Annotated in this window: 16 protein-coding genes; 4 read left to right on the top strand and 12 right to left on the bottom strand. The window is 43.7% G+C overall.

Annotation, left to right across the window (positions count from 1 at the left end; translation table 11 throughout):
• Positions 1 to 25 precede the first annotated feature (25 nt).
• Genes JBF11_RS01735 through JBF11_RS01725 form a run of 3 tightly spaced genes read left to right on the top strand, consistent with a single transcriptional unit; the run spans position 26 to position 4,354 of the window.
• Positions 26 to 1,450: an ATP-binding protein gene (locus tag JBF11_RS01735; protein ID WP_334315661.1), complete on the top strand. Its 1,425-nt coding sequence runs from the start codon at positions 26 to 28 to the stop codon at positions 1,448 to 1,450.
• A gap of 11 nt (positions 1,451 to 1,461) precedes the next feature.
• The gene (locus JBF11_RS01730) at positions 1,462 to 3,696 is read left to right on the top strand and encodes a carboxyl transferase domain-containing protein (protein ID WP_334315660.1); all 2,235 of its coding nucleotides are present in this window, start codon (positions 1,462 to 1,464) and stop codon (positions 3,694 to 3,696) included.
• Between the two features lie 7 nt (positions 3,697 to 3,703).
• Positions 3,704 to 4,354, top strand: coding sequence for a biotin attachment protein (locus JBF11_RS01725; protein ID WP_334315659.1), 651 nt, complete (start codon positions 3,704 to 3,706; stop codon positions 4,352 to 4,354).
• Between the two features lie 354 nt (positions 4,355 to 4,708).
• Here the strand turns inward: JBF11_RS01725 and JBF11_RS01720 are convergent, their stop codons facing one another.
• The 4 genes from JBF11_RS01720 to JBF11_RS01705 all read right to left on the bottom strand — a co-directional run bounded on the left by JBF11_RS01720 (position 4,709) and on the right by JBF11_RS01705 (position 11,024).
• Entirely contained in the window at positions 4,709 to 7,765 is a 3,057-nt protein-coding gene (locus JBF11_RS01720; protein WP_334315658.1) for an efflux RND transporter permease subunit, read from the bottom strand.
• A 7-nt stretch (positions 7,766 to 7,772) separates the two neighbouring features.
• Entirely contained in the window at positions 7,773 to 8,894 is a 1,122-nt protein-coding gene (locus JBF11_RS01715) for an efflux RND transporter periplasmic adaptor subunit (protein WP_334315657.1), read from the bottom strand.
• On the bottom strand, positions 8,891 to 10,276 hold the full coding sequence (locus JBF11_RS01710; protein ID WP_334315656.1) for a TolC family protein: 1,386 nt from the start codon (positions 10,274 to 10,276) through the stop codon (positions 8,891 to 8,893). Before JBF11_RS01710 ends, JBF11_RS01715 begins: the two co-directional genes overlap by 4 nt.
• Positions 10,277 to 10,385: 109 nt before the next feature.
• Complete coding sequence (locus tag JBF11_RS01705) at positions 10,386 to 11,024, bottom strand: hypothetical protein (protein WP_334315655.1); 639 nt, start codon at positions 11,022 to 11,024, stop codon at positions 10,386 to 10,388.
• A gap of 199 nt (positions 11,025 to 11,223) precedes the next feature.
• Between JBF11_RS01705 and aspA the strand changes: the two genes are divergently transcribed.
• The gene (gene aspA, locus JBF11_RS01700) at positions 11,224 to 12,642 is read left to right on the top strand and encodes an aspartate ammonia-lyase (RefSeq protein WP_334315654.1); all 1,419 of its coding nucleotides are present in this window, start codon (positions 11,224 to 11,226) and stop codon (positions 12,640 to 12,642) included.
• 90 nt (positions 12,643 to 12,732) lie between these two features.
• Here aspA and JBF11_RS01695 read toward each other — a convergent pair whose 3' ends face one another.
• From JBF11_RS01695 to JBF11_RS01660, 8 genes are all read right to left on the bottom strand, one after another.
• Complete coding sequence (locus tag JBF11_RS01695; protein ID WP_334315653.1) at positions 12,733 to 13,056, bottom strand: 4Fe-4S binding protein; 324 nt, start codon at positions 13,054 to 13,056, stop codon at positions 12,733 to 12,735.
• 15 nt (positions 13,057 to 13,071) lie between these two features.
• On the bottom strand, positions 13,072 to 14,832 hold the full coding sequence (locus JBF11_RS01690) for an adenylyl-sulfate reductase subunit alpha (RefSeq protein WP_334315652.1): 1,761 nt from the start codon (positions 14,830 to 14,832) through the stop codon (positions 13,072 to 13,074).
• Between the two features lie 12 nt (positions 14,833 to 14,844).
• Positions 14,845 to 16,326: a tripartite tricarboxylate transporter permease gene (locus JBF11_RS01685; protein WP_334315651.1), complete on the bottom strand. Its 1,482-nt coding sequence runs from the start codon at positions 16,324 to 16,326 to the stop codon at positions 14,845 to 14,847.
• 13 nt (positions 16,327 to 16,339) lie between these two features.
• Positions 16,340 to 16,780 carry a tripartite tricarboxylate transporter TctB family protein gene (locus JBF11_RS01680; RefSeq protein ID WP_334315650.1) on the bottom strand — a complete coding sequence of 147 codons (441 nt, stop codon included), beginning with the start codon at positions 16,778 to 16,780 and terminating at the stop codon, positions 16,340 to 16,342.
• A gap of 12 nt (positions 16,781 to 16,792) precedes the next feature.
• Positions 16,793 to 17,755 carry a tripartite tricarboxylate transporter substrate binding protein gene (locus JBF11_RS01675; protein ID WP_334315649.1) on the bottom strand — a complete coding sequence of 321 codons (963 nt, stop codon included), beginning with the start codon at positions 17,753 to 17,755 and terminating at the stop codon, positions 16,793 to 16,795.
• A gap of 148 nt (positions 17,756 to 17,903) precedes the next feature.
• Entirely contained in the window at positions 17,904 to 18,602 is a 699-nt protein-coding gene (locus JBF11_RS01670; protein ID WP_334315648.1) for a Crp/Fnr family transcriptional regulator, read from the bottom strand.
• 144 nt (positions 18,603 to 18,746) lie between these two features.
• Positions 18,747 to 19,973, bottom strand: coding sequence for a M20/M25/M40 family metallo-hydrolase (locus JBF11_RS01665; RefSeq protein WP_334315647.1), 1,227 nt, complete (start codon positions 19,971 to 19,973; stop codon positions 18,747 to 18,749).
• A 3-nt stretch (positions 19,974 to 19,976) separates the two neighbouring features.
• Positions 19,977 to 21,026, bottom strand: a complete 1,050-nt coding sequence (locus JBF11_RS01660) for an ABC transporter substrate-binding protein (protein WP_334315646.1) — start codon at positions 21,024 to 21,026, stop codon at positions 19,977 to 19,979.
• Positions 21,027 to 21,043: the final 17 nt, after the last annotated feature.

The raw sequence follows: 21,043 nt of genomic DNA, 5'->3' as shown, positions 1-21,043 counted from the left end.
ATATTTATTGTCCAAAGGATTTTCCGTGAGCAAACAACATAAAGTCCTCATTGCCAACCGAGGAGAAATAGCAGTCCGAATTATTCAAGCATGCTGCAAACTTGGTTTAAAATTTGTTGCCGTATATACTCAAGAAGATATTCATTCCGGTCATGTTAAACTGGCGAAAGAACTCGGTGACGATAAAAGCCTTTACCGTATCAGCTCCTATCATGACGCCAATGAGATATTAAGCGTTGCCGATACGGCGGAAGCAACGGCTGTTCATCCTGGATACGGCTTTTTTGCTGAAGATTTCCGTTTTGCCCGCCGTGTGACAGAAAGAAACAGACCGCTTATTTTTCTTGGTCCGTCTTGGCGTGTTATCCGTGAACTTGGTGATAAAATCAACACGAAACGTATTGCAAGAAGCCTTAATGTCCCCACGGTTCCTGGCTCCGACCGTCCTATTTATGATGAAAGCGAAGCGGAAAAAGTAGCCCGCACGCTTTTCGATTTCCAGCTACAACAAGGGGTCGCCAAACCGCTTGTCCTTGTCAAAGCCTCAGCAGGCGGCGGCGGAATGGGCATTGAAGAAATACATGACCTTGATTTATTCCGTTCCATTTACAGAAGAATACGAAACTACGCCATGCGCCAGTTTAAGGACGACGGAGTCCTTATTGAACAAAAAATAACCAATTTCAACCACTTGGAAGTACAAATCATTGCGGACAGAACAGGAAAAAATCCGGTTCATTTTGGCACGAGAAACTGTTCCATTCAGTCAACAGGGCTGCAAAAACGTATTGAAATCGCTCCGGGTTTCGCTCCGAGCACTATCCAATATACTTTCGATGCCGAAAAAGTGATGCGTGACATTATTGAACATTCCCTCGCCTTGGCGCGCAAAGTGAATTATGACAGCGTCGGCACATGGGAATGGATAGTGACAAAAGACGGAAATCCGTTTCTTATGGAAGTCAATACCCGCATTCAGGTTGAAAACGGCGTTTCCGCCGCTATTTCACGCATAAACGGCAAAGGCGGCATCGACCTTATCGCCGAACAAATCAGAACGGGGCTTGGCGAACCGTTAGGGTACACCCAGCAAGATATCACCTTTGACGGAGTCGGAATTGAATATCGCCTCATTGCCGAAGATACTGACAATAATTTCACCCCTTGGGTAGGCGATATCGACACATTCACGTATGAAAAAGCTCCTTGGCTTTCCCTGCACACCCATTTGCCTGAAATAAGCAAAGAAAATCCCTACACTATCCCTACGGAATTCGACCCCAACTTGGCCCTTGGCATTATTTGGGGAACCGACCTTGAAAACGCCAAGCAGCAGGGAAAGGAATTTCTGAACAACCTTACCATATCAGGAAGCAACGCCCAAGGTGAAAGCCTGAAATCCAATATTCCTTTTCTATTGAAAAACACTGACCGCATATTGAAATTTTAATGAGAACTATTATGGAATTATCAAAAAAAGCACAGCAATTGACAGACAGATTGAATTATATAAAAGATATTTTCGGCGGTAAACATCAAGAGGATATTTCGCTTTTGGAAACCCGTTTAAACGAATTTAAAACAGGCGAGACAGAAAATATCGATGAAGCGGCTGCCACCATTGAAGACCTTTTTTCCTTTATGGAAAAAAAGCTCGAAGCCAAGCTCACTCCCATGGATAAAGTGCGCATTGTCCGCCATCCGCAGCGCATTTGTCTTAAAGATATACTTGAAAACGTTTACGACAACTATACGGAAATCGGTGGGCAAAACGAACACACCAACGACCCTGCCGTTCTTATCGCACGGGCTTATATCACACGCCGTTACGGCAAGAAAACCTATCACCAGTCCGTCATGGTCATCGGGCATGAAAAGGGGCACGGCGAAGAATTTAGAAACGGCGGTTCAGCAAAGCCATGGGGCAACGCAAAAGCGCTGCACTATATGCATGTTGCGGAAACCGAAGGTATTCCCGTGCATTCCTATATTTTTACGCCGGGGGGCGACCCGGTGGAAGAATACCCCGGAGCGGCGCAGCAAATCGCAAAAAACATTTATGAAATGGCGGGGCTTTCCGTGCCTATCATTTCCCTTATTTCAGAAGGCGGATCGGGCGGCGCCGAAGCTTTCGGCTTGGCGGACAAAAGACTCATGCTTTCCCATGGCTATTATTCCGTCATTTCTCCGGAAGGAGCGGCAGCCATTGAGGGCAGGCTGAAACGAGGTGAACGGGCAAGCGCCGAACTTATTGAACAATGCGCCAAAAATTTGCATTTAACAGCCCAAGACAACCTTTCTTTCGGCTATATCGATAAAATCATTCAGGAGCCGCTTCTTGGGGCAAGACCTTATCATTATGATTTTTTCCGTACCCTCCGCCAAGAAATCATCAGGGCTACCGACGAAGTCATGCTCAAATCCAGCGAGTTTTCGATATTCAATTTCAGCAAACTCCGCCGTTTGCAAAACCCCGATATCAATCTTGACGAAACCTATGTCCGCTGGCATATCAAACGCAGTTTGCGCAGCGATTTAATTGAAGAGCGCCAGCACAAATTCATGCGCATGTCCAGAAAAAGCTATATCAACAGACAAAGCATTTTAGGCGCTTTGGCGGATACGTGGGCGGAACAATGGCGTGAAGTGTACAACAGGCTCGTGTATGACATTTATCATCGCCAACGCAAAAAATACGTGCGCCTGCGTGAAGAAATCGAAGCGGAATGGATTAGTTTCAAGCAAAAAACCTCAAAACCGTTCAAAAACGCCTATAATAAAGTCCGCCGTATCGACCCTGCCGCAGAGGAAGAACTGACAACGCTTTCCAAATGGGAAGACGAAAACAGCAGAAACAACGCGTGGAAATGGGTAAGCCCGAAAGCGAAGGAAGATAAAGCTGTCACTTGTCCGAACAGTGCCGTGCACGGCTGTATCGACCTTTGGGCTCCGGATCTTTACAATGAATTTGCAGGCGTATGCACAAACTGCGGTCATCATTTCAAAATGGAATACCAATGGTTCATGCATAACTGCTTTGATGAAAATTCAATCCATGAATTCAATAACGAGTGGGAAGCGGGCAACCCGTTGAAATTCCCCGATTTTGATGAACGCTTACAAGAAGCCCGTGAAAAAACAAAATTAAAATCTTCCTGTATCACCTATGAAGCAAGAATTGAAGGCATAAAGTGCATTGTTGCCATTTTAACCGCACCGTTCAGAGGCGGTTCTGTCGGAGCTGCGGAGGGAGCGAAACTTATTTCCGCCATAGACAAAGCCCGCAGAAAACGCTATCCTTTAATCATTTACTCACACGGCACGGCAGGGATACGTATTCAGGAAGGAACGCACGGAGTTATCCAAATGCCCCGCGTAACCATTGCCATTCGCCGATATATGAGGGCAGGGGGACTTTATCTCGTCCTTTACGATACCAACAGTTTCGGCGGACCGGTTGCAAGTTTCCTGGGCTGCGCCCACTATCAATTCGCAATGCGTTCTTCCAACCTCGGCTTTGCCGGGCCTGCTGTTATTAAAAACACTACCGGCATGGATGTTCCCCCCGATCACCATAATTGCTATAAAGCCCTTTCACGCGGGCATATCCAAGGTGTTTGGGATAGGCGCGACACCCGTACGAACCTAAAACAAGCATTGCTCACTATGGGTGGACGCAATCTTTATTACAGATAGGTATATTATGTTAGATATTACTGCACTTTTAGATGAAATAAAGCAACATCCGTATCTGGATGTGAGCATAAAAACCCCTCATACCGGAATTATAGAGTTTACCGACATTGAAGAAGGCAATAAAGTGAAAGACGTGAGCGGTGAATTTAAAGAAATTCCGGGTACGAAAATCGCTGTCATCACGCGTGAAAACAATCCGCGTTTCATTCATGCCGCCCAAAAAGGCATTATTCAAAAAATGCATAAGGAATACAATAAGCAATTTGTGGAAGCCGGCACTGAAATCGGAATTTTACGGCACTTCCTTTCCAAGGAAGAAGTCATTGAAATCATTTTGCAAAAAGCTCTGCACCTCTTTTATGCGCCTGAAAGGGCTAAGTATTATTTTACGCCTGAAATCGATAAAAAAGTTAAAATTTCCGGAAGCCAAACAGTCACGGTGACAAACGGCATGGAATTGTTCATTGTTTCACGCATGAAGCGCGAAGTTCCTCTTCTTTACACCGGTCCTGAAGGAATTATTTATCAAGTGTATTTTAAACACAATCAAAATATCGACATCAATCAGCCCCTTATCGGTGTTTGCTCCCCTGACCAGCTGCAAACCATCGAAGATGTTGTCAGCCATGTCAACCATGAATGGATAGAACAACACTGATCCGTAACGTAACAAAAAATTCATAAGGCTTTCCGCAAAACGGAAAGTCTTTTTTATTGTCCCGTCAGCATAAAAAACGGCTGAGCCGGCGGAACAAAAAAACTTCGGATACGCGCCTGTCCTCCTTTGGCATGTTTCGATGTATCCGTCAATCCCCAAAAAAAATGGCGTAACAGAAGATAATGGTGATTTGAATAGTGTGAAAAATTATCATTGGGAAGAATAAACAGCATTGCTTAGCAGCAGTCTGTGAATGTAATGTGACAAACAATAATTCAGAGCGCCTTGAAGCGCAAACCAGTATTGTTCCCTTATAGGACTGGAGAAAAATAACAACTTATCCGATGAATGTCATTATTTTTTCAAACCGATATGAAATACGAACGCGTAAAAAACGGGAAAAATGAATAATGTCAAAACCGTTGAAACAAAAAGTCCGAAAATGATGGTTGCGGACATTCCTCCGAACAACGGGTCGAAAATGAGCGGAAACATACCGAAAATCGTCGTAAGGGCAGCCAATGAAACGGAACGGATACGGCTGACCGCAGAATCGATGAGAGCCATGAACGGATTTTTCCGCAATTCCTTTATTTCAAAATTAATTTCATCAACAAGCACAATGATATTTTTTATCATCATTCCGGTAAGCGAAACGGTTCCGACAATGGACATGAAACCGAAAGGCATACCAAAAAGCAATAAGCTGGGCACAATGCCGATAAAAGCGAAGGGCAAAGAAGCAAAAATCATAAAAGGAATTTTTAAATCGGCAAAAAGCAACACGCAAATAATGAACATGAAAAGTCCTGCAAGAGGAACGTAATCCAGTATTGCAAAAACATTTTTTATTTGTTCATGGTGTTCGCCAAGCCAAAACATGGAATACCCCTTAGGAAGAAAAATCGCTTCAAGCTCTTCCAAGACTTCCCCCCTTGCGGTATCTGGCATGGCGTCTAAAACAACATCGCACTGCACCGTGACAGTCCGCACCCTGTTTCTTCTCCAAATTTGCCCCTCTTCAAATTTCATGGTTTCATTCCGCAGTACGGCGGATAAAGGAAGCGAGGACGCATTCATGCCCCAAACGGGCGTTTGCCCGATATTGACCAAATCGGAACTTCCCTTAAGCAGATTTTCTTTCAGCAATACGGAAACGGTATTTCCGTTTTCATTGATTTTTCCGATAAGCATGCCGTCCCCGTTAGCCATTAATGCAACAGCGATGTCTGACGGCATAATGTGCGCCTGTTTTGCCAAAATATCGGAATACTCCCCTTCCCAAACCATAATCTTGTTCCGCCAATCCGTCGTCACGCTGGAAATTTTGGAATTTTTCTGAAAAACCGCAATGGCTTTATCAGCAAGTTCCCGCAATATTTGAGGGTCGGGACCGGAAAAAGCCAATTCAACAGGATACTGCACCGGCGTTCCATTCGGATATTTCCTTATGCCGACCATAACTTCAGGATAAGAACGTCCGGCAAACTGCATGAGCTTTGCGCACAATTCCTCTAAATATCGTAAATCTTCAAGATTGACGACAAGCTGGGCATAAGAAGTGTTGGGATATTGCGGAATCACCGCCACATAAAAACGGGGGACCGATGCTCCGGTCGCAAGCACCACAGAAGAAACGCCCTCTTGGTTTTGCACATACTCAGCTATATCCCTGCCAATTTTTTCCACCCGTTCAACACGGCTTCCCTCGGCAACCCACAGGTTCACGGTAAATCCTTTTTTATCCGACGGCGGAAAAAAGATTTTGGGAATAAAAAGAAAAAGCACCATGGCTATCATGAACGCCAAACAGGTAAGCGCCAGCGTTTTCTTTTGATTTTTTAATAACACATACAAAATGCGGCGACATTTGCGGTAAAATTTCCGTTCCCGTTCAGAAACTGGCGGAATTTGCACAGCGGATAAATAGGTATCGCAATAAACCGGGGTCTGCGTCAAACAAAGCACCCAGCTGAGCATAAGGGAAATGCCGACAACCGCAAAAACAGAACCGACATATTCCCCCAAATACGTGGGCATCAAATAAGCCGGCAAAAAAGCCAGACTTGCGATAGCCGTCGCCCCGAGCAGCGGAATCGCCGTCTTTTTCGTAGCCTCAAGCAAAGTATCCCGCATGGCAAGACCTTGCTGCCGCAAAACAAGCACCCTGTCCACAACGACAATGGAATTATCCACAAGCATACCCATGGCGATGATGAATGCGGACAAAGAAACACGCTGCAGGTCAATATGCAGTAAAAGCATGCAAATAAGCGTACCCAGAATTGAAAAAACCAAACCGCTTCCGATAATGAGCCCGCTGCGTATTCCCATTGCGAAAAGCAAAACGCCGACAACCGTAATGACAGACAAAATCAAATTCCAAACAAAATTATTGATGGCGGAAGTCACAAGGTCAGGCTGATAATACACTTTTTCAATAGCTATCCCGACAGGCAGTTTTTCCTTAAGCCCAAGAATTTTTTCATCAATGGACTTGCCGGTATGAATGATATTGCTTCCGGTTTCCGGAGATAAAAAAATCCCCATCGCCCTTTTCCCGTTATAAAACATCTTCTGCGTAACAGGTTCGACAACGCCCCTTTCTATTTCAGCAATATCTTTCAGCCGGACAATCTGCACAGCCCCGTCCGACAGTTCATGGGAAAAAACAACGAGCTCCTCCAATTTTTCTTTTGTATCGATTTTATTGGTCAAACGAAGAGGAATACGCAAATCGCCGAAATTGACAGAACTCGCCCCTGTAATCAAATTATCCAAAAACAAAGAAGCGACAATGGTTTTGGGATTCAGCCCCATGGCATTGACTTTTTCTTTATCAAGCTGCACAATAAGTGCGTTTTCAACTTTGCCAAATTCAGAAACCTGCGCCACGCCGTCAACGGCATTTAATGTTTTTGTCACAAATTCCGTATATTTTTTCAATTCCTGCAGCGTAAAACTTTCGTCAGCGGTCACAGCCAAAAAAATGCCGTAAACCGCTCCGTAATCGTCCAAAACAATAGGCTCGACCGCCCCCATGGGCAATTTCACAGAAGCGTCAGCGATTTTTTTACGCACATTATCCCAATATTGGTCTATTTCATGGGCGGGGACGGATTCTTTCAATTTTATTTTTACTTGCGAATAACCTTGCTTGGAAACGCTTTGCGTATAATCGATATTGGGAATTTTTTGCAAAGCCTGCTCAATGACATCAGTCACATATAATTCCACGCTATGGGCTTCAGCTTCCGGATATAACGTCACCACCAAGGCTTCCTTGATTTTAAATTCCGGGTCTTCAAGCTTGCCAAGCCGTACATAGGAAAAAAGTCCGCCAACAATCAACAAAATGACAAGAAAACGGACAACTGCGGGATTATCAATGGAATAATCAATAAATTTCATAGCGTTCCTATAAAACTTCGCCCACGTTGCTTTTTGAAAATTCTTCCAATGCCCGCACGGTCTGTCCCTCGTATAAATCATGCACGCCGCGGACGACTATTCTGTCGCCGAGCTTCAACCCCTCAACGACAATTTGCCCGTTCTCTTCCGCCCGCACAATCTGCACGGCTTTAAGCATCACTGTTTTTCCGTCAAAATTCCAAACATAAGACTTGCCGTTTTTTTCAAACACGGCTTCAACGGGAATAAGCAAGACATCAGAATGAGTATTTGCAAAACGGACATAAACCGACCCTTCACTGCCCACCAATAAATCCTCGTCATTTTCAATATAAAAAACAACAGGATAGACCAAATCAAAACTTTGTTTCACTTTGCCTATTGTCTGCAGGGATAAAGCATACTCCCTGCCTTGCTGAACAAAAACGCAATGCGGATTATTTTCAAAATATCGCATATCTTTTTGGGAAATATTGATCTGCACTTTTTTGTGTCCGTCGGAAGAAAAAGCCAAAACAGGCAAACCGGCGGAAACAACAGCTCCGACATCTGCGAATTTCCTTTTTATATAACCATCATAAGGCGCGGTAAGCCGGGTATCCTGTTTTTGATTTTCCCTGTTGACATAGCCTTGCTTCGCTTCCTGATAACTTGCGAACCGGGCTTTTTCCTGAGCTGCCGCTCCCTCAAGCATGGCGATCGCCTCATCATATTTTTTCTTCGCAAGAGCGTTTTCCATATATAAAGCCTTTGCACGGGCAAATTGCTTGCGGGCGTTGTCCGCCTGGGCTTTCACCCCCAAATACGCATTTTCTGCCGCCAGCATTTTTTCTTTGCCTGCTTCAAGCTGAACGGCATAATCCCTTTCATCGAGCCGGACAAGCACTTGCCCTTTTTGAACATACGCCCCCGTTTCATACGGAAATTCCAAAATCGAACCTGCGACTTTAAAAGATAAAACCGCCTCATTTCCCGCTTCAACAATCGATGGAAACTTTGCTGTGAAAACAGCGTCATGTTCCGCCAACGCATATACAGCCACAGGACGGATTTGCTCCTCCCGCGTTTTATCGCAGGCAGAAACAAATACCATGGCTCCCAAAAAGATCATCAATATTCCATATTTCATAATTCTGTCTCTTGATAAGGGTTTTGCCCCATTGCCACAGCAAGAGTGCCTGCCGCCAATCGGTACTGAAAATACGCTTTTTCATGGAAACTTATCGCTTCATGATATTCTTTCAATGCGGAATAATATTCTTTTAAATCAATAACTCCATATTTTTGTTCAGCTTTTTTTTGATTAAACTTTCCCTGCATTGCCTCCATATTTGTTTTTGAAAGCAAGAACAATTCCTTTGCATTTTGCACGGAATTGTATGCGGAATGTATTTCCGCAATCAAGGTCCAATATTCTTTTATAAGCTCAATTTCTGAGATTTTTTCCTGACGCAAAGCTTTGCGGTATTCATTAACGGTTTTAAACCCGTTGAAAACACTGAATAAACCAATGACAGACAAAAAACTTCCGCTGTCTTCCAAAAGCAAATTATTGTCAAAACCAAATACATTTCCGCCCAGTATGATTTTCGGCAAAAATTCGCTTAACGCGCTTCTTTTCACATCTTCCCGGATTTGTTTGGATACGTTGGATACTTTCCATTTTTCATTATGTTCCAGAGCCTGCAAAACACATTCTTCAACACTCGGCAAAATAACAATTTTTTCTTCCAAAGGTATAAAATCAATTTTCACATCAAAAGGAAAATTCAAACTTTTCAAAATATCCAAATACGCAATTTCCTGTGCACGCTTGTTTTGCCGCAATGCCAATTCTTTTGACATATCATACGCCCTGGCTTCTTCAAGTTCCCATGCAAGTATGCTTTCGGTCCTGAAAGAAATTTCCGCCTGCCTCAATAACTCATGGGAGGATTGTTTTTCATGGTAAAGGCTTTTTTCTTCGCTTTGCAAAGCCAAAAAGTAAAAATATTCACTCATCACATTGAGCGTGACCAATTTTCCGCTCAAAGAAGTCAGCAATTCCTGAATATCTTCCCCTTTTTTTCTCGCACTCACAAGAAACCAAAGACTGGGCACAAAAACAGGTATCTGAGCATTCAAGGAATAGGCATAAAAATCACTGTCAAGTAAAGGTACCGCCATATTATAAGGCAATCCGAATAATTTTGTCGGAACCCCCAAATGCAAATTGTCATAATTCTTTTCAAATCCCGCCAAGATATTCACCTGCGGCAATAAATTCCCTATGGCGATTTGCTTATCAATTCTGGCAAGTTCTTGTTTTAACACGGCAATTTGCAAATCCAGATTTCTTTCTTTCGCAATTTCGATAAGCTGTTCCAGCGACAAAGTACCATGATAGATTTCGGTTAAATCCCGGCGGACAGCACCGCTATCGGGTAACACAGCATTTTCTTCGGAAAAAAAGACATTTTTCCCTGAACAGGCACTTAATAAGCAAACAATAATTATAAAAACTTTTTTCATGAATATCCGCAATGCTGTATTAAAACAATACGTTCAATATATGCCCATTCAAGAAATCAGTCAAACGCATAATTATATGCATCAATAAAAATACTGTAATTACAATATATTACTTGATATCAGTAAATTCATAATAAACGGTATCATTCCATAAAACCGCTTGGCGTATGTTTTTGGAAAGCGGCACAAGCAAAGGCTGGATACTGGCACGGAAATCATCGCTTAAACTTTGCAAAACCAAGGTTGTCTGCCAAATCGGCTCCGCATTGTTTTGCTGTTTTTGCTTATAACATGCAAGAGTTAAAAAATGAGGATAAACCTGGTACTGTTTCGTACGGTATTCTTGTCCGTTATCAAAATACGCCCCGGTTCCGATATGATCGTCATACTCATAAAAAGAAAGCGGGTAACGGTAACGGGGTTCAGAATAGGTCTTGGTTATCACCTTGCTTCCGAGCGTTCCAAAATCAACAACCGCAATATAATCGGCATGTTTGCTTTCCTTTGCGGGAATAAAATTATTTTCAACCAATGCATTCTCGATATACGGTGTCAATTCCTGAAACATTAAAGCAAAATATTCCGATTTTGTTTGCTTTGGCACAAGAAAAACCGTTTTTTGCGGTTGGCTTGCAGTTTTCTGCATGCCGGAATTATCACCATGCAAAATACCGGCTTTTGGATTTGCGGAACAAGCGCATTGCAGCCCCAAAAAAACAAATAAAACGAATAAATATAATTTTTTCACAGACTGCTCCCAATAAAAGTTTTTTATACAAATGTATTTTAAGTATATTGAAAACACCAAAAAGTTTCAATCATTTAATTTTATATAAAAAAAAATCCCGTTTCATTTGTTGATGGTATTCAAACAAGTTTCACAGAGCAAGCTTGACTTTATGCCGGCGAGCCTTTAAAAGAAGTAAAAAATAAAAAAAGGTGATTATATGGGCGGAGTGAGAATTGAACATGATTTTTTAGGCGAAATGGTTATTCCCGCTGATATCTATTATGGTATCCAAACGTATAGGGCATTGGAAAATTTCAAAATTTCCGGCATTTCCATTTCAACACTGACCTATTTCATAAAGGGCCTCGCTTGCGTAAAAAAAGCTGCCGCCCTTGCGAACACGCAGCTGGGCGTGCTTGAAAAAAACAAATGTGAAGCCATTTGCAAAGCCTGTGACGAAATTCTCGCAGGAAAACTCCACGACCAATTCCCCCTTGACGTTTTTCAGGGAGGAGCCGGCACTTCCTGCAATATGAATGCGAATGAAGTGATCGCAAACAGAGCTTTGGAAATAATGGGCTACAAAAAAGGGCAATATGAATATTGCCACCCGAACAATGATGTGAACTGTTCCCAGTCAACCAACGATGCCTATCCCACCGCCCTTCGCATAGCCCTTTACGCCCAGCTGACAACCTTTATCGACGATCTGAATTATCTTCGGACCGCCTTTGAGAAAAAAGCGCGGGAATTGAACGATGTGATAAAAATGGGACGCACCCAGCTGCAAGACGCGGTGCCTATGACCCTAGGCATGGAATTTTCCGCTTTTGCCGATACTGTTTATGAAGATATGCAGCGTATCGGAGAAGCGCGAAATCTTATCGCGGAAATCAATATGGGAGCGACAGCCATAGGCACGGGAATAAACAGCCCTCTCGGCTATGCGGAACTTGTGACGCGGTATTTGCGGGATTTGACAGGTATACCGGTGACAAAGGCAAGCAATATGGTGGAAGCCACTTCCGATACCGGGGCATATGTCCAGCTTTCCGGTGTCCTTAAACGCTGTGCGACAAAAATTTCTAAAATTTGCAATGACCTGCGTTTGCTTTCTTCCGGACCGCGTTGTGGTTTCAATGAAATAAACTTGCCTCCGCGCCAGCCAGGCTCCTCCATCATGCCGGGAAAAGTAAACCCTGTCATGCCTGAAGTCATGAACCAGATTTGCTATGACATCATCGGAAAGGATATTACCGTCACCTTGGCGGCGGAAGCGGGGCAGCTGCAACTGAACGTTATGGAACCCGTTATCGCCTATTCCTTGTTTTCAGGCATCAGCCGCCTGGGAGCGGGCTGCCACAGTTTGGTCGATTACTGTATCAACGGCATCACGGCAAACCGTGAACGCTGCAGGGACCTTGTTTATAATTCCATTGGCATAGTGACAGCTCTCAACCCGTACTTAGGCTATGAAACTTCCGCAAGCCTCGCCAAAGAGGCGCTGCAGTCCAACCGTTCCATTTTTGATGTTGTTTTTGAACGCAACTTGCTGAGCAAAGAACAGATAGAACAAATCCTGCAGCCGGAAAACATGCTTTATCCGCGTAAAACGTTTTCAGACAATAAGGACTAATCGCAACAAAAAACAATTTCATAAATAAAAAAATTTGTCCTGCTTAAAAAAGCAGGACTTTTTTGTACCGTATTTTAATTGACTTTTTTATCATGCATTCCTGTTTTTGGTTTTATACGTGCTTTCATTGCCATAAATATCCTTACTTTTCCACGTTACGGTATTTTTTCCCATGATGGGACGAAGCGTCGCTTTATAATATCCGATTTGATACGGTATTTTCGTTTCCAATGCCCCATTGGGACACGCTTTCACGCACGACATGCAATCCCAGCATTCTTTTGCTGAACGGCAATACGCCTTTCCAGTTTCAGGATTTACAGCCATTAAATCTCCGGGGCAGATATTTTCGCAGTACGATTCTTCCCTGCCCTGACAGCCTGTACATTTTTTTAAATTCACAATTGGCGGCATATTCCACTTCCTTTTTTATACAATTCTTTCATAAGGTCTGGTGAATACGGAAATTTCACCGGTTTCAGGATCTTTTTTCGTTTCAATGAAACAATTATAATTCTTATCATCCCGTTCAGGATAATCGGAACGGGTCTGCCAACCCGCCCAACGGGTTTCCTTGCGCGCTTTCAAGTGAAGGATAACTGCTTCGGCAACCTCAACCCTATCCATTGTTTCCAAAACTTGCATCAACTCATGTAAATCCTGTGCCCGAAGATACTGAAACTGCTCTTTCAGTATTGCAATATGTTTTAAGGCATAATCCAAGCGTTCCTCATTTGTTCTGTAAAATTGGCTTATTCCTCCCGCATATTCATCCATCAGCCTTTGCAGCCTTTCTTTCATCTCCACGGCAGTAATGCCGGCTTCATCTTTCGCAAGCATGGGCATAAATACCCGCTCTGTTTCTTTTTTGATTTGCTCTTCACAAGTAAGCGTATCCAAATCAACAGGATGAGTTTTGATATATTCCAACGCTCCGCGCGCCGCCAATTTTCCTTCCGCACAGCAGCCGCCGACAAATTTATTGGGATTTCCGCCTGCTGTTTCACCGGCGGCAAACAAACCTTTTACCGTTGTCATGCGGTTTTCATCAACCCAAAAACCGCTTCCCGTATGGCCGCCCACAATATACGGGTCCGATCCGTAAATTTCAATGGGTTCTTTTGCCGGATTTTGTCCCCTGCCTGCTAAAAACAAAACAAAAGACGGGCGTTCGTTGAGATAATCTTCGAGCATGTGTTTTGTTTGTTCCTCAGACATATGCGTCGTATCACAATAACACGGACCGCGCCCTGCCAGCCATTCCTCCATAGGAGCGTTCGCACGGATATACCGGGGAGCATTTTCACCGCCTAAATGCTCATACCGGCTCATAACCCTTTCGCCCTTCGCATTAATAATCGCAGCCCCGTAAGCTTGGGAAATGGTATCGACAGGTCCGCAAAAATCTTTTGTGCGTGTCGCCACCCAGCGCTGCTCCAAGCTTGTCAGTTCGGCGCCCTGCCTGAAACCAATCGCATAACCGGTTCCGACGCAATAAGGGCACATCCATATTTGCGCGCCGCAGTCCGTTGAATCCGCCGTGTACGATTTATACAAGGTGGCGGCGCCGCCTGTTGAAAGAACGGTGGCTTTTGCTTTAAAAACATATAGTTTGCCGTCACGAATCCCCAGACCTATCGCCCCGACACATTTATCCTTTTCCATCAATAACGCTGTCGCCGTAACACGGTTATAAACATCTGCTCCGCTTTCAAGGGCTTTTTCCGCCATAATAGGTTTTAATTGTTCTCCGTGAATGGAAATATCCCACTTGCCCCTATACCGCACATTTCCGTATTCATCCCGTAAAACAGGCAGTCCCCAGCGCTCTAAATCTTCAACAGCTTCATTCAATTCCCGCGCATTGGATAAAGCCAAGTCTTCCCGCAGCGGTCCCCCGCCAACCTGTTCCCTGCTCCAGCGAACCAAATCTTCAGGAGTTTTTCCTTTAGGAATGTAGGTATTGATAGCGTCCATACCGGCGGAACATGCTCCGGAACGCATAATTTCGGCTTTTTCCATAATGACGACTTTTGCGGCAGGTTCTTTTTTCGCAGCTTCGACGGCAACGAAACATCCGGCATTTCCGCCGCCGATGACAAGAATGTCGCACGTAATTTCAACACGTTCAATTTCGCTTACGGATTTCGGCGCCCATTGCCGCATTCTTTTCGCACTAAAATTTGCCATAATACACTCCTTTTATTTCTTATTCCTTACAGCCCTGAACGTCACCCAAAGGGACAGCCCCAGCAATGCAAGAGCCACGGGTCTTTGAAAAATCATGAAAGGATTTTGTTCAGAAGAAATAATCAGTTGCTGTAAAGACGTTTCCCAAATAGGTGCTAAAATAAATCCGATTATCAGGCAAATAAAGGAATAATCGAATTTTTTCATAAAATATGCCAAAATGGCGAAACAAAGCATCAGCGTCACATCAAAAACGGCGTACTGGGAAAGATAAGCACCCATAATACACGTGAAAATAATGACCGGATACAAAATATCGGAAGGAACCTGCACCAAACGGCAAGAGGCTTTCAAACTGAACAGTCCGACTCCCAGCAAAAAAATATTCGCCCAAATCAAACTGCCGTATATGGAATAAATAAATTGGGCATTTTGCTCGAACATCAAAGGTCCCGGTATCATACCATGAATAACGAAAGCGCCGACCAACAATGCCGAAGCCATATTTCCGGGAATACCAAGCGTGAATAAAGGAATTAAGCTTGAAGCGACAACAGCGCTGTTGGCTGCTTCCGAAGCCGCAATGCCTTCGATATTGCCTTTTCCGAATGTTTCCGGCATGTTTGATTTTTTTACGGCACGGTCATAAGCAAAAAAAGACGCGACCGGCGCTCCGAGCCCGGGCAAAGCCCCGACGACGGTTCCCGCCAATGAAGAACGGATCAATGTTTTCATACAGGAACCGTATTCTTTTGCCGTAATGCTCCTATCTTCTTTTTTTTCTGAAAAAAACATGGAACAGGCAGTATCACCATGAATGAATTTTCTTTCCAGCTGAAGAATGATTTCCGAAAACGCCAACATGCCGATACCGATAGGAATAAGCGAAATTCCCCTTTCCAGCGCTGTTATTCCGAATGTCAAGCGGGGCATGGCTGAAACAGATTCAATACCGACAGAACCGATAAGCAAGCCCATGCACGCGGCAATCAAACCGCGCAGCATGGACCCGTTGCCGAGCCCTGCGATAATGGTCATAGCCATACAAATAAGGGCGAAAATTTCAGGCGGTCCCATATACAGAGCGACAGCCGCCAAAGGAGCGGCAACCAAAACCAAAACCATGGTTGCGAACGCATCACCGGTCACAGAAGAAAACAATGCCATTTTCAAGGCTTTTTCGCCTTTTCCCTGTTCCGCCAAAGGGTACCCGTCCCACGTCGTCGCGGCGGATTCAGGCGTTCCGGGAGTATTGAGCAATATTCCGGAAATTGAACCGCCAAAAAACGCCCCTTTGTTCAGACCAACCAAAAAGCCGATGGCGGCAGCTGCCGACATATAATAAGAAAGGGGTATGCATAACGCTATCGCCATCGTTCCGTTCACTCCGGGAATTGCCCCTGCGATAACCCCCAAAATCACTCCCGCAAGCACAAACAGACAATTTGTCCATTGCAGGGAATCCATAAAGCCTGCTAACATACTTTCAACCATACGAACTCCTTATTTATGGCAAAGGCACACCCAAAGCATACACCATCAATGCATAGAACACGGCAACAGGCACTATGGAAACAAGAACCAAACACAACACGTTCCTTTGTCCGCAAAAGAATTGAATGAGAGATAAAAACAGCATTCCGGAAATTAAATATCCTATTGTCGCCATGGCAGGCATTAACAATAAACATGGAACAAAAAACTTTATCAAATGAATCCAATTGATTTTGCCGGCTTTTGTTTCTTTGTTTCGCTTTTTAACTGTTTGAACCAATCCCAAAATGCTCAATCCCCCCATACAAACAGCCGCAATATCGGGCATAAAGGACGCCGGAACGCCATACCCTGGATATTCCGGGGAATACGCCGGTATTCCCCAAAAATATAATGAGCAAGAGAGTATGAGAATTATTGCATATCCGATTATATCCCGTTGATATATTGACATAATTCCCTCGTTTTATTGTTGTTCACGTTGTCCTATGATCGCCTTATTCCTGAGGGAACTTTCTTCGATATATCTCACAGCGTATTCGCTCGTTGAATCAACCGGAGCCATTTTTAATTTCTTCCCGACAAAATCGATAAATTGTTCATCGTTAACGATTTTTTGCGTGGCATCCGCCAATTTTGCTCTCACATCAGCGGGCAAACCTTTCGGCGTTACAAAAACAACATACATTTCAACCGACTCATCCCAACCCTGCTCTTTCAGTGTCGGAACATCAGATAAAGGATTTAAGCGGACGGGAGTTGTCGCCGCCAATAATTTCAGTTTTCCGCTTTCAACATAATCAAACAATATCGCTCCAACATGTCCCAAATCAGCATGCCCGCCCATTACGGCGGTTATGATGGAAGGACCTCCCGTACTTGGCATTAAAGACAGATTTATGCCTTCTTGTTTTGCAATTCTCGCCATTGCGTCCCTGTCGTCAGAGCCTTGGAACATATACGTCAAACCTTTTTCCTCTTTTTTCGCCCACGCGAAGGCTTCTTTTAAAGTATTCCAAGGCTTGTCGGGACGGGCTATGATACCGCTTTGATTTAAAGCAATTAAACTTAAATAATCAAAATCATCTTTCGTATATTTTGTTTTTATGAAATACGGCGAATAATTAAACGCGCCTGTCGCGGAAATACCAACCGTATATCCATCCTTCGGGCTTGTTGACAATTCAGAAGCCATAACGCTGCCATGTGAACCGCCCGGCATATTGGTCACCAATACGGGTTGCCCCAAGATATTTTTTAATTGTTCAGCAAATGAGCGCGCCACCAAATCAATTTGAGCCCCCGGACCGGTCATGGTTAAAAGTTTTACAGGGTGGTTTGGGTAGTTTTCAGCTTCAGCCTGATCAGCACCAAAAGCCAAAAACATACCCAGCACAAAACAGGAAACAAGAATTTTTTTCAAACTCATAATCTTTCTCCTTTTTGATGTATGACTCTTTTATACTCAATTAAAAATTTCCGTTCTATCAGCCAGATGATAAAAATGGAATTTAATAAAAAAAAGCTGACACAAATACTGTCAGCCCGATATTCTCCGATCTTGCTCTGTTTTTTCATCATATTTCGCACGATTCGATAATATTTAAAAGCATATACGGTTTACACACGCAAACTTGCTTTCTTGCTATCGTTATGATTCCGTCCTTTTGTAGTTCCTGCAATAAATCAGAAATGGTCGGCTGCGTCGAGCCGGTCATGGAAGCAAGCTGTTCCTGTGAAATTTTAATAGGTATCGTAACGGGATTATTCCAATCCTCGGCGGAAGGGATGCTGTCATAAATTAATGCAATGAATACTTTAACCAGTCGTATTTTAACCGTGCACGTCATTAAATTACTGACATAATCTCCCAAATACCGCACCCTCGCACCTAATAAGGATATGATCCGCCGGGCCAGCAGATAATCTTCTTTTAATAATTTTTCCAATTCGGCACTGTGTATTTTATACAATTCGCAGCTTGTTAAAGCCTGTGCGTTCGCCTTACGCGGCACATTTCCCAAAACTTCCGACAATCCGAACAAATCCCCCTGCCTGCGCAGGAAAAAAATAGGCTCTTTTCCTGAATCCGAAACACTGAAAATTCTCACCAAACCTTTTGACAGATAAAAACAACAATCCCCCAAATCCTCTTCAAAAAATATCATCGTATTTTTATCTATTTCCATTTTTTGGGAAACACGCAAAAACTTCTCTTTCTGAGCGTCAAACGCTTCAAAAAAATCCTTATTCTTCCAATACCATTGGTTTTCCATCGCACCCTCAACGCTGTAAAAAAATATTCTCCCGCTCTTTCCTTTTAGCGTATCATCAATCATATATCATTTCAACCGGCAATAAATCCTATTGGGAACGCAAAAAAGTGAATGCGGGTGCGAATGGAAACGGTGTGTTTTTATTCAATGAAATTCACTGCTGCATGGCTTTTTAAATTTCCGAGCGGCATATAAGGCGGTCAATGCAATGCATTTGCTCCGTTTTAAAATGGTTGAGGGGATTAAATATTCATCCGGCGTATGGATGTTGTCCCCTTCCGGTCCCATACAGCAAATTGTGGGAATATTTAAAACAGAGGAATAAAAACCGGAATCCGAAGCGCTTTCATAATGCTGTCCCCGCAGTTCCATTCCGAAACATTTTCCCGCTTCTCTTGCCAATTCAAATAACATATCCCCTTTTTCGCTCCGCTCCAATGGATATAAACGCAAACCGCCCGTCATTTCCGTTTCTGTTCCCTCAATAAAAACCGAATTGGCGACAGTCCGAATATTTTTAACAAGCTCTTCCCCTTGTTCGCGGGTTTGATAGGTGATATGGATTTTGGAACTCGCCGCGGGAGCAACGGAATTTGCAGATATTCCCCCCTCGACAAGTCCCGTATTGACAGTAATGCTTTTAGAAATGTCGAGAAATTTATCAATCTCAAGGGTTTTATGGGCTAATTCCAAAATAGCCGAGGCGCCGTCCTGATAATTCCTTCCGGCATGCGCAGACTTTCCTTTTACATTTAATGTGATATGCCCGGACCCTTTGCGGGAAAGGGTTACAAAACCGCCGATGCCACCGGGTTCGGCATTGATAGCTGCCCTCGCCCCTGCGGCATATTGTTTTATCGCCCGTGAGGAAACCGGAGAGCCAAGTTCTTCATCTGTTGAAAAAGCTAAGGTAATCGGGCAAACAAGCAAATTGTTTTCTTTCAATGCCAGAGCCGCAAAGATATTCGCAATCAATCCCGCTTTCATATCCGCGACTCCGGGACCGTAAGCCCTATCCTTTTCAAAATCAATCCTAAACCTGCGCTCCCTGCAATATGCACGGGGAAAAACCGTATCAAGATGTCCCGCAAGAACAATTCCCGCCTCCGAATCAAAGGGATGGGATTTTGCAACAAACGGATCACAATGCGTATTGAGCCATGCCTCGTTTTCCGGAATTTCCGTTTTTTCAATTTGCTTCGTATAAAAACCATGGGCGGAAAGAAAATCCATTAAATACCGCCCGACCTTTTCAACCCCTTCCCTGTCACCGGTAAAGGAACACAAATTAACAATATGCTCCAGCATATTGAGCATCTGCGCTTCCTTATCAGAAAAAAAATCTTCGATTATTTTCGCATGCATAGCCATAACTTACTGAATTTGGTTGATCCACGTCGGGTCAAGCGCATTGAGTTTCTCTTTCGTTTCCGTCATGACACCGTTATTCGCCTTGTAAAACTCCACAATTTCGTTTAACCAATCATAAACCACGCTTGTTTGATTTTTATCATTGAACATGACTTTTTGCTCGTCAAGGGTGAAAACAGGGTGATTGCGCAAATCAAAAAGAGCCTCGTCCCGCGTTATATCCAAATTCAATTCTTCTTTAAAAAACGTTTGATATTCAGGGGCGAGATCTTCCAACGGCTTGGTTCGCAGCAATTCTATGCCTTGCATATACATTTTTAAAAACGCCGTCACCAGCTGCGGATTTTTTTCAGCATATTCAACATTCACAACAATGAGAACCGGCTGAAAAACATTGCAGGTCTCGCCATCGGCTATCGCTTGGAACCCCATTTTATCGGCTTCAAAAACATATGGGGACCATACTCCGGCAATATCCCCGAAACCGCCTTTAAAAGCTCCGAAAGCGGGTGTCATTTCCATAAACTGCATTTTGACGTCTTTTTCCGTCAAATCAAACAGTTTCAGCCATGAATCCACCAAGTAATGGGCAGAAGAACCTTTAGCACACAGTATTTTCGCATTACGAACAAGTTCAGGGGAGCCGTAAACATCGGGATATGCTGGATCATATCCTTTTTGCCGCAAAAGAGGGCTGTTGTTTCGCACATAGAGCATATTGGAATTTGACTCATTATTCGCTATCGCAATAATTTTTATTTCCTTATTGAAATATCCGGTCAATGCGGGAACGGCGCCCATGCCGGCAATTTCCCAGCCATAGGCTTTCATTCCGTCAAGAATGCTCTTGCCTGAATCAAAATTCAATACGTCCAGTTTAAAACCGTGCTCTTCATCCCACCCGTGCTTTTGCGCATACCAGACAATGAATTTTTCATGCTCACCAAGCCATGCTGTTTTTATTCCGGGCAAATCCCGGGCATGGACCGGAAAGGTAAAAAATACGGAAACAATACATGCCAGTATAAATGAAAAAAATTTTAAATTTTTCATAGCAACCTCGCAAATAA

This window comes from Taurinivorans muris (assembly GCF_025232395.1).
GTDB classification, from domain to species: domain Bacteria; phylum Desulfobacterota; class Desulfovibrionia; order Desulfovibrionales; family Desulfovibrionaceae; genus Taurinivorans; species Taurinivorans muris.
Note: the sequence above shows the minus strand (reverse complement) of the source record. Positions and strands in the feature narration are given on the sequence as shown.

Excerpts from the sequence above, each read along its gene's own strand:
- JBF11_RS01730 (WP_334315660.1), top strand. The coding sequence starts at position 1,462 with ATGGAATTATCAAAAAAAGCACAGCAATTGACAGACAGATTGAATTAT.
- JBF11_RS01725 (WP_334315659.1), top strand. The coding sequence starts at position 3,704 with ATGTTAGATATTACTGCACTTTTAGATGAAATAAAGCAACATCCGTAT.
- JBF11_RS01720 (WP_334315658.1), bottom strand. The coding sequence starts at position 7,765 with ATGAAATTTATTGATTATTCCATTGATAATCCCGCAGTTGTCCGTTTT.
- JBF11_RS01715 (WP_334315657.1), bottom strand. The coding sequence starts at position 8,894 with ATGAAATATGGAATATTGATGATCTTTTTGGGAGCCATGGTATTTGTT.
- JBF11_RS01710 (WP_334315656.1), bottom strand. The coding sequence starts at position 10,276 with ATGAAAAAAGTTTTTATAATTATTGTTTGCTTATTAAGTGCCTGTTCA.
- aspA (WP_334315654.1), top strand. The coding sequence starts at position 11,224 with ATGGGCGGAGTGAGAATTGAACATGATTTTTTAGGCGAAATGGTTATT.
- JBF11_RS01695 (WP_334315653.1), bottom strand. The coding sequence starts at position 13,056 with ATGCCGCCAATTGTGAATTTAAAAAAATGTACAGGCTGTCAGGGCAGG.
- JBF11_RS01690 (WP_334315652.1), bottom strand. The coding sequence starts at position 14,832 with ATGGCAAATTTTAGTGCGAAAAGAATGCGGCAATGGGCGCCGAAATCC.
- JBF11_RS01685 (WP_334315651.1), bottom strand. The coding sequence starts at position 16,326 with ATGGTTGAAAGTATGTTAGCAGGCTTTATGGATTCCCTGCAATGGACA.
- JBF11_RS01680 (WP_334315650.1), bottom strand. The coding sequence starts at position 16,780 with ATGTCAATATATCAACGGGATATAATCGGATATGCAATAATTCTCATA.
- JBF11_RS01675 (WP_334315649.1), bottom strand. The coding sequence starts at position 17,755 with ATGAGTTTGAAAAAAATTCTTGTTTCCTGTTTTGTGCTGGGTATGTTT.
- JBF11_RS01670 (WP_334315648.1), bottom strand. The coding sequence starts at position 18,602 with ATGGAAAACCAATGGTATTGGAAGAATAAGGATTTTTTTGAAGCGTTT.
- JBF11_RS01665 (WP_334315647.1), bottom strand. The coding sequence starts at position 19,973 with ATGGCTATGCATGCGAAAATAATCGAAGATTTTTTTTCTGATAAGGAA.
- JBF11_RS01660 (WP_334315646.1), bottom strand. The coding sequence starts at position 21,026 with ATGAAAAATTTAAAATTTTTTTCATTTATACTGGCATGTATTGTTTCC.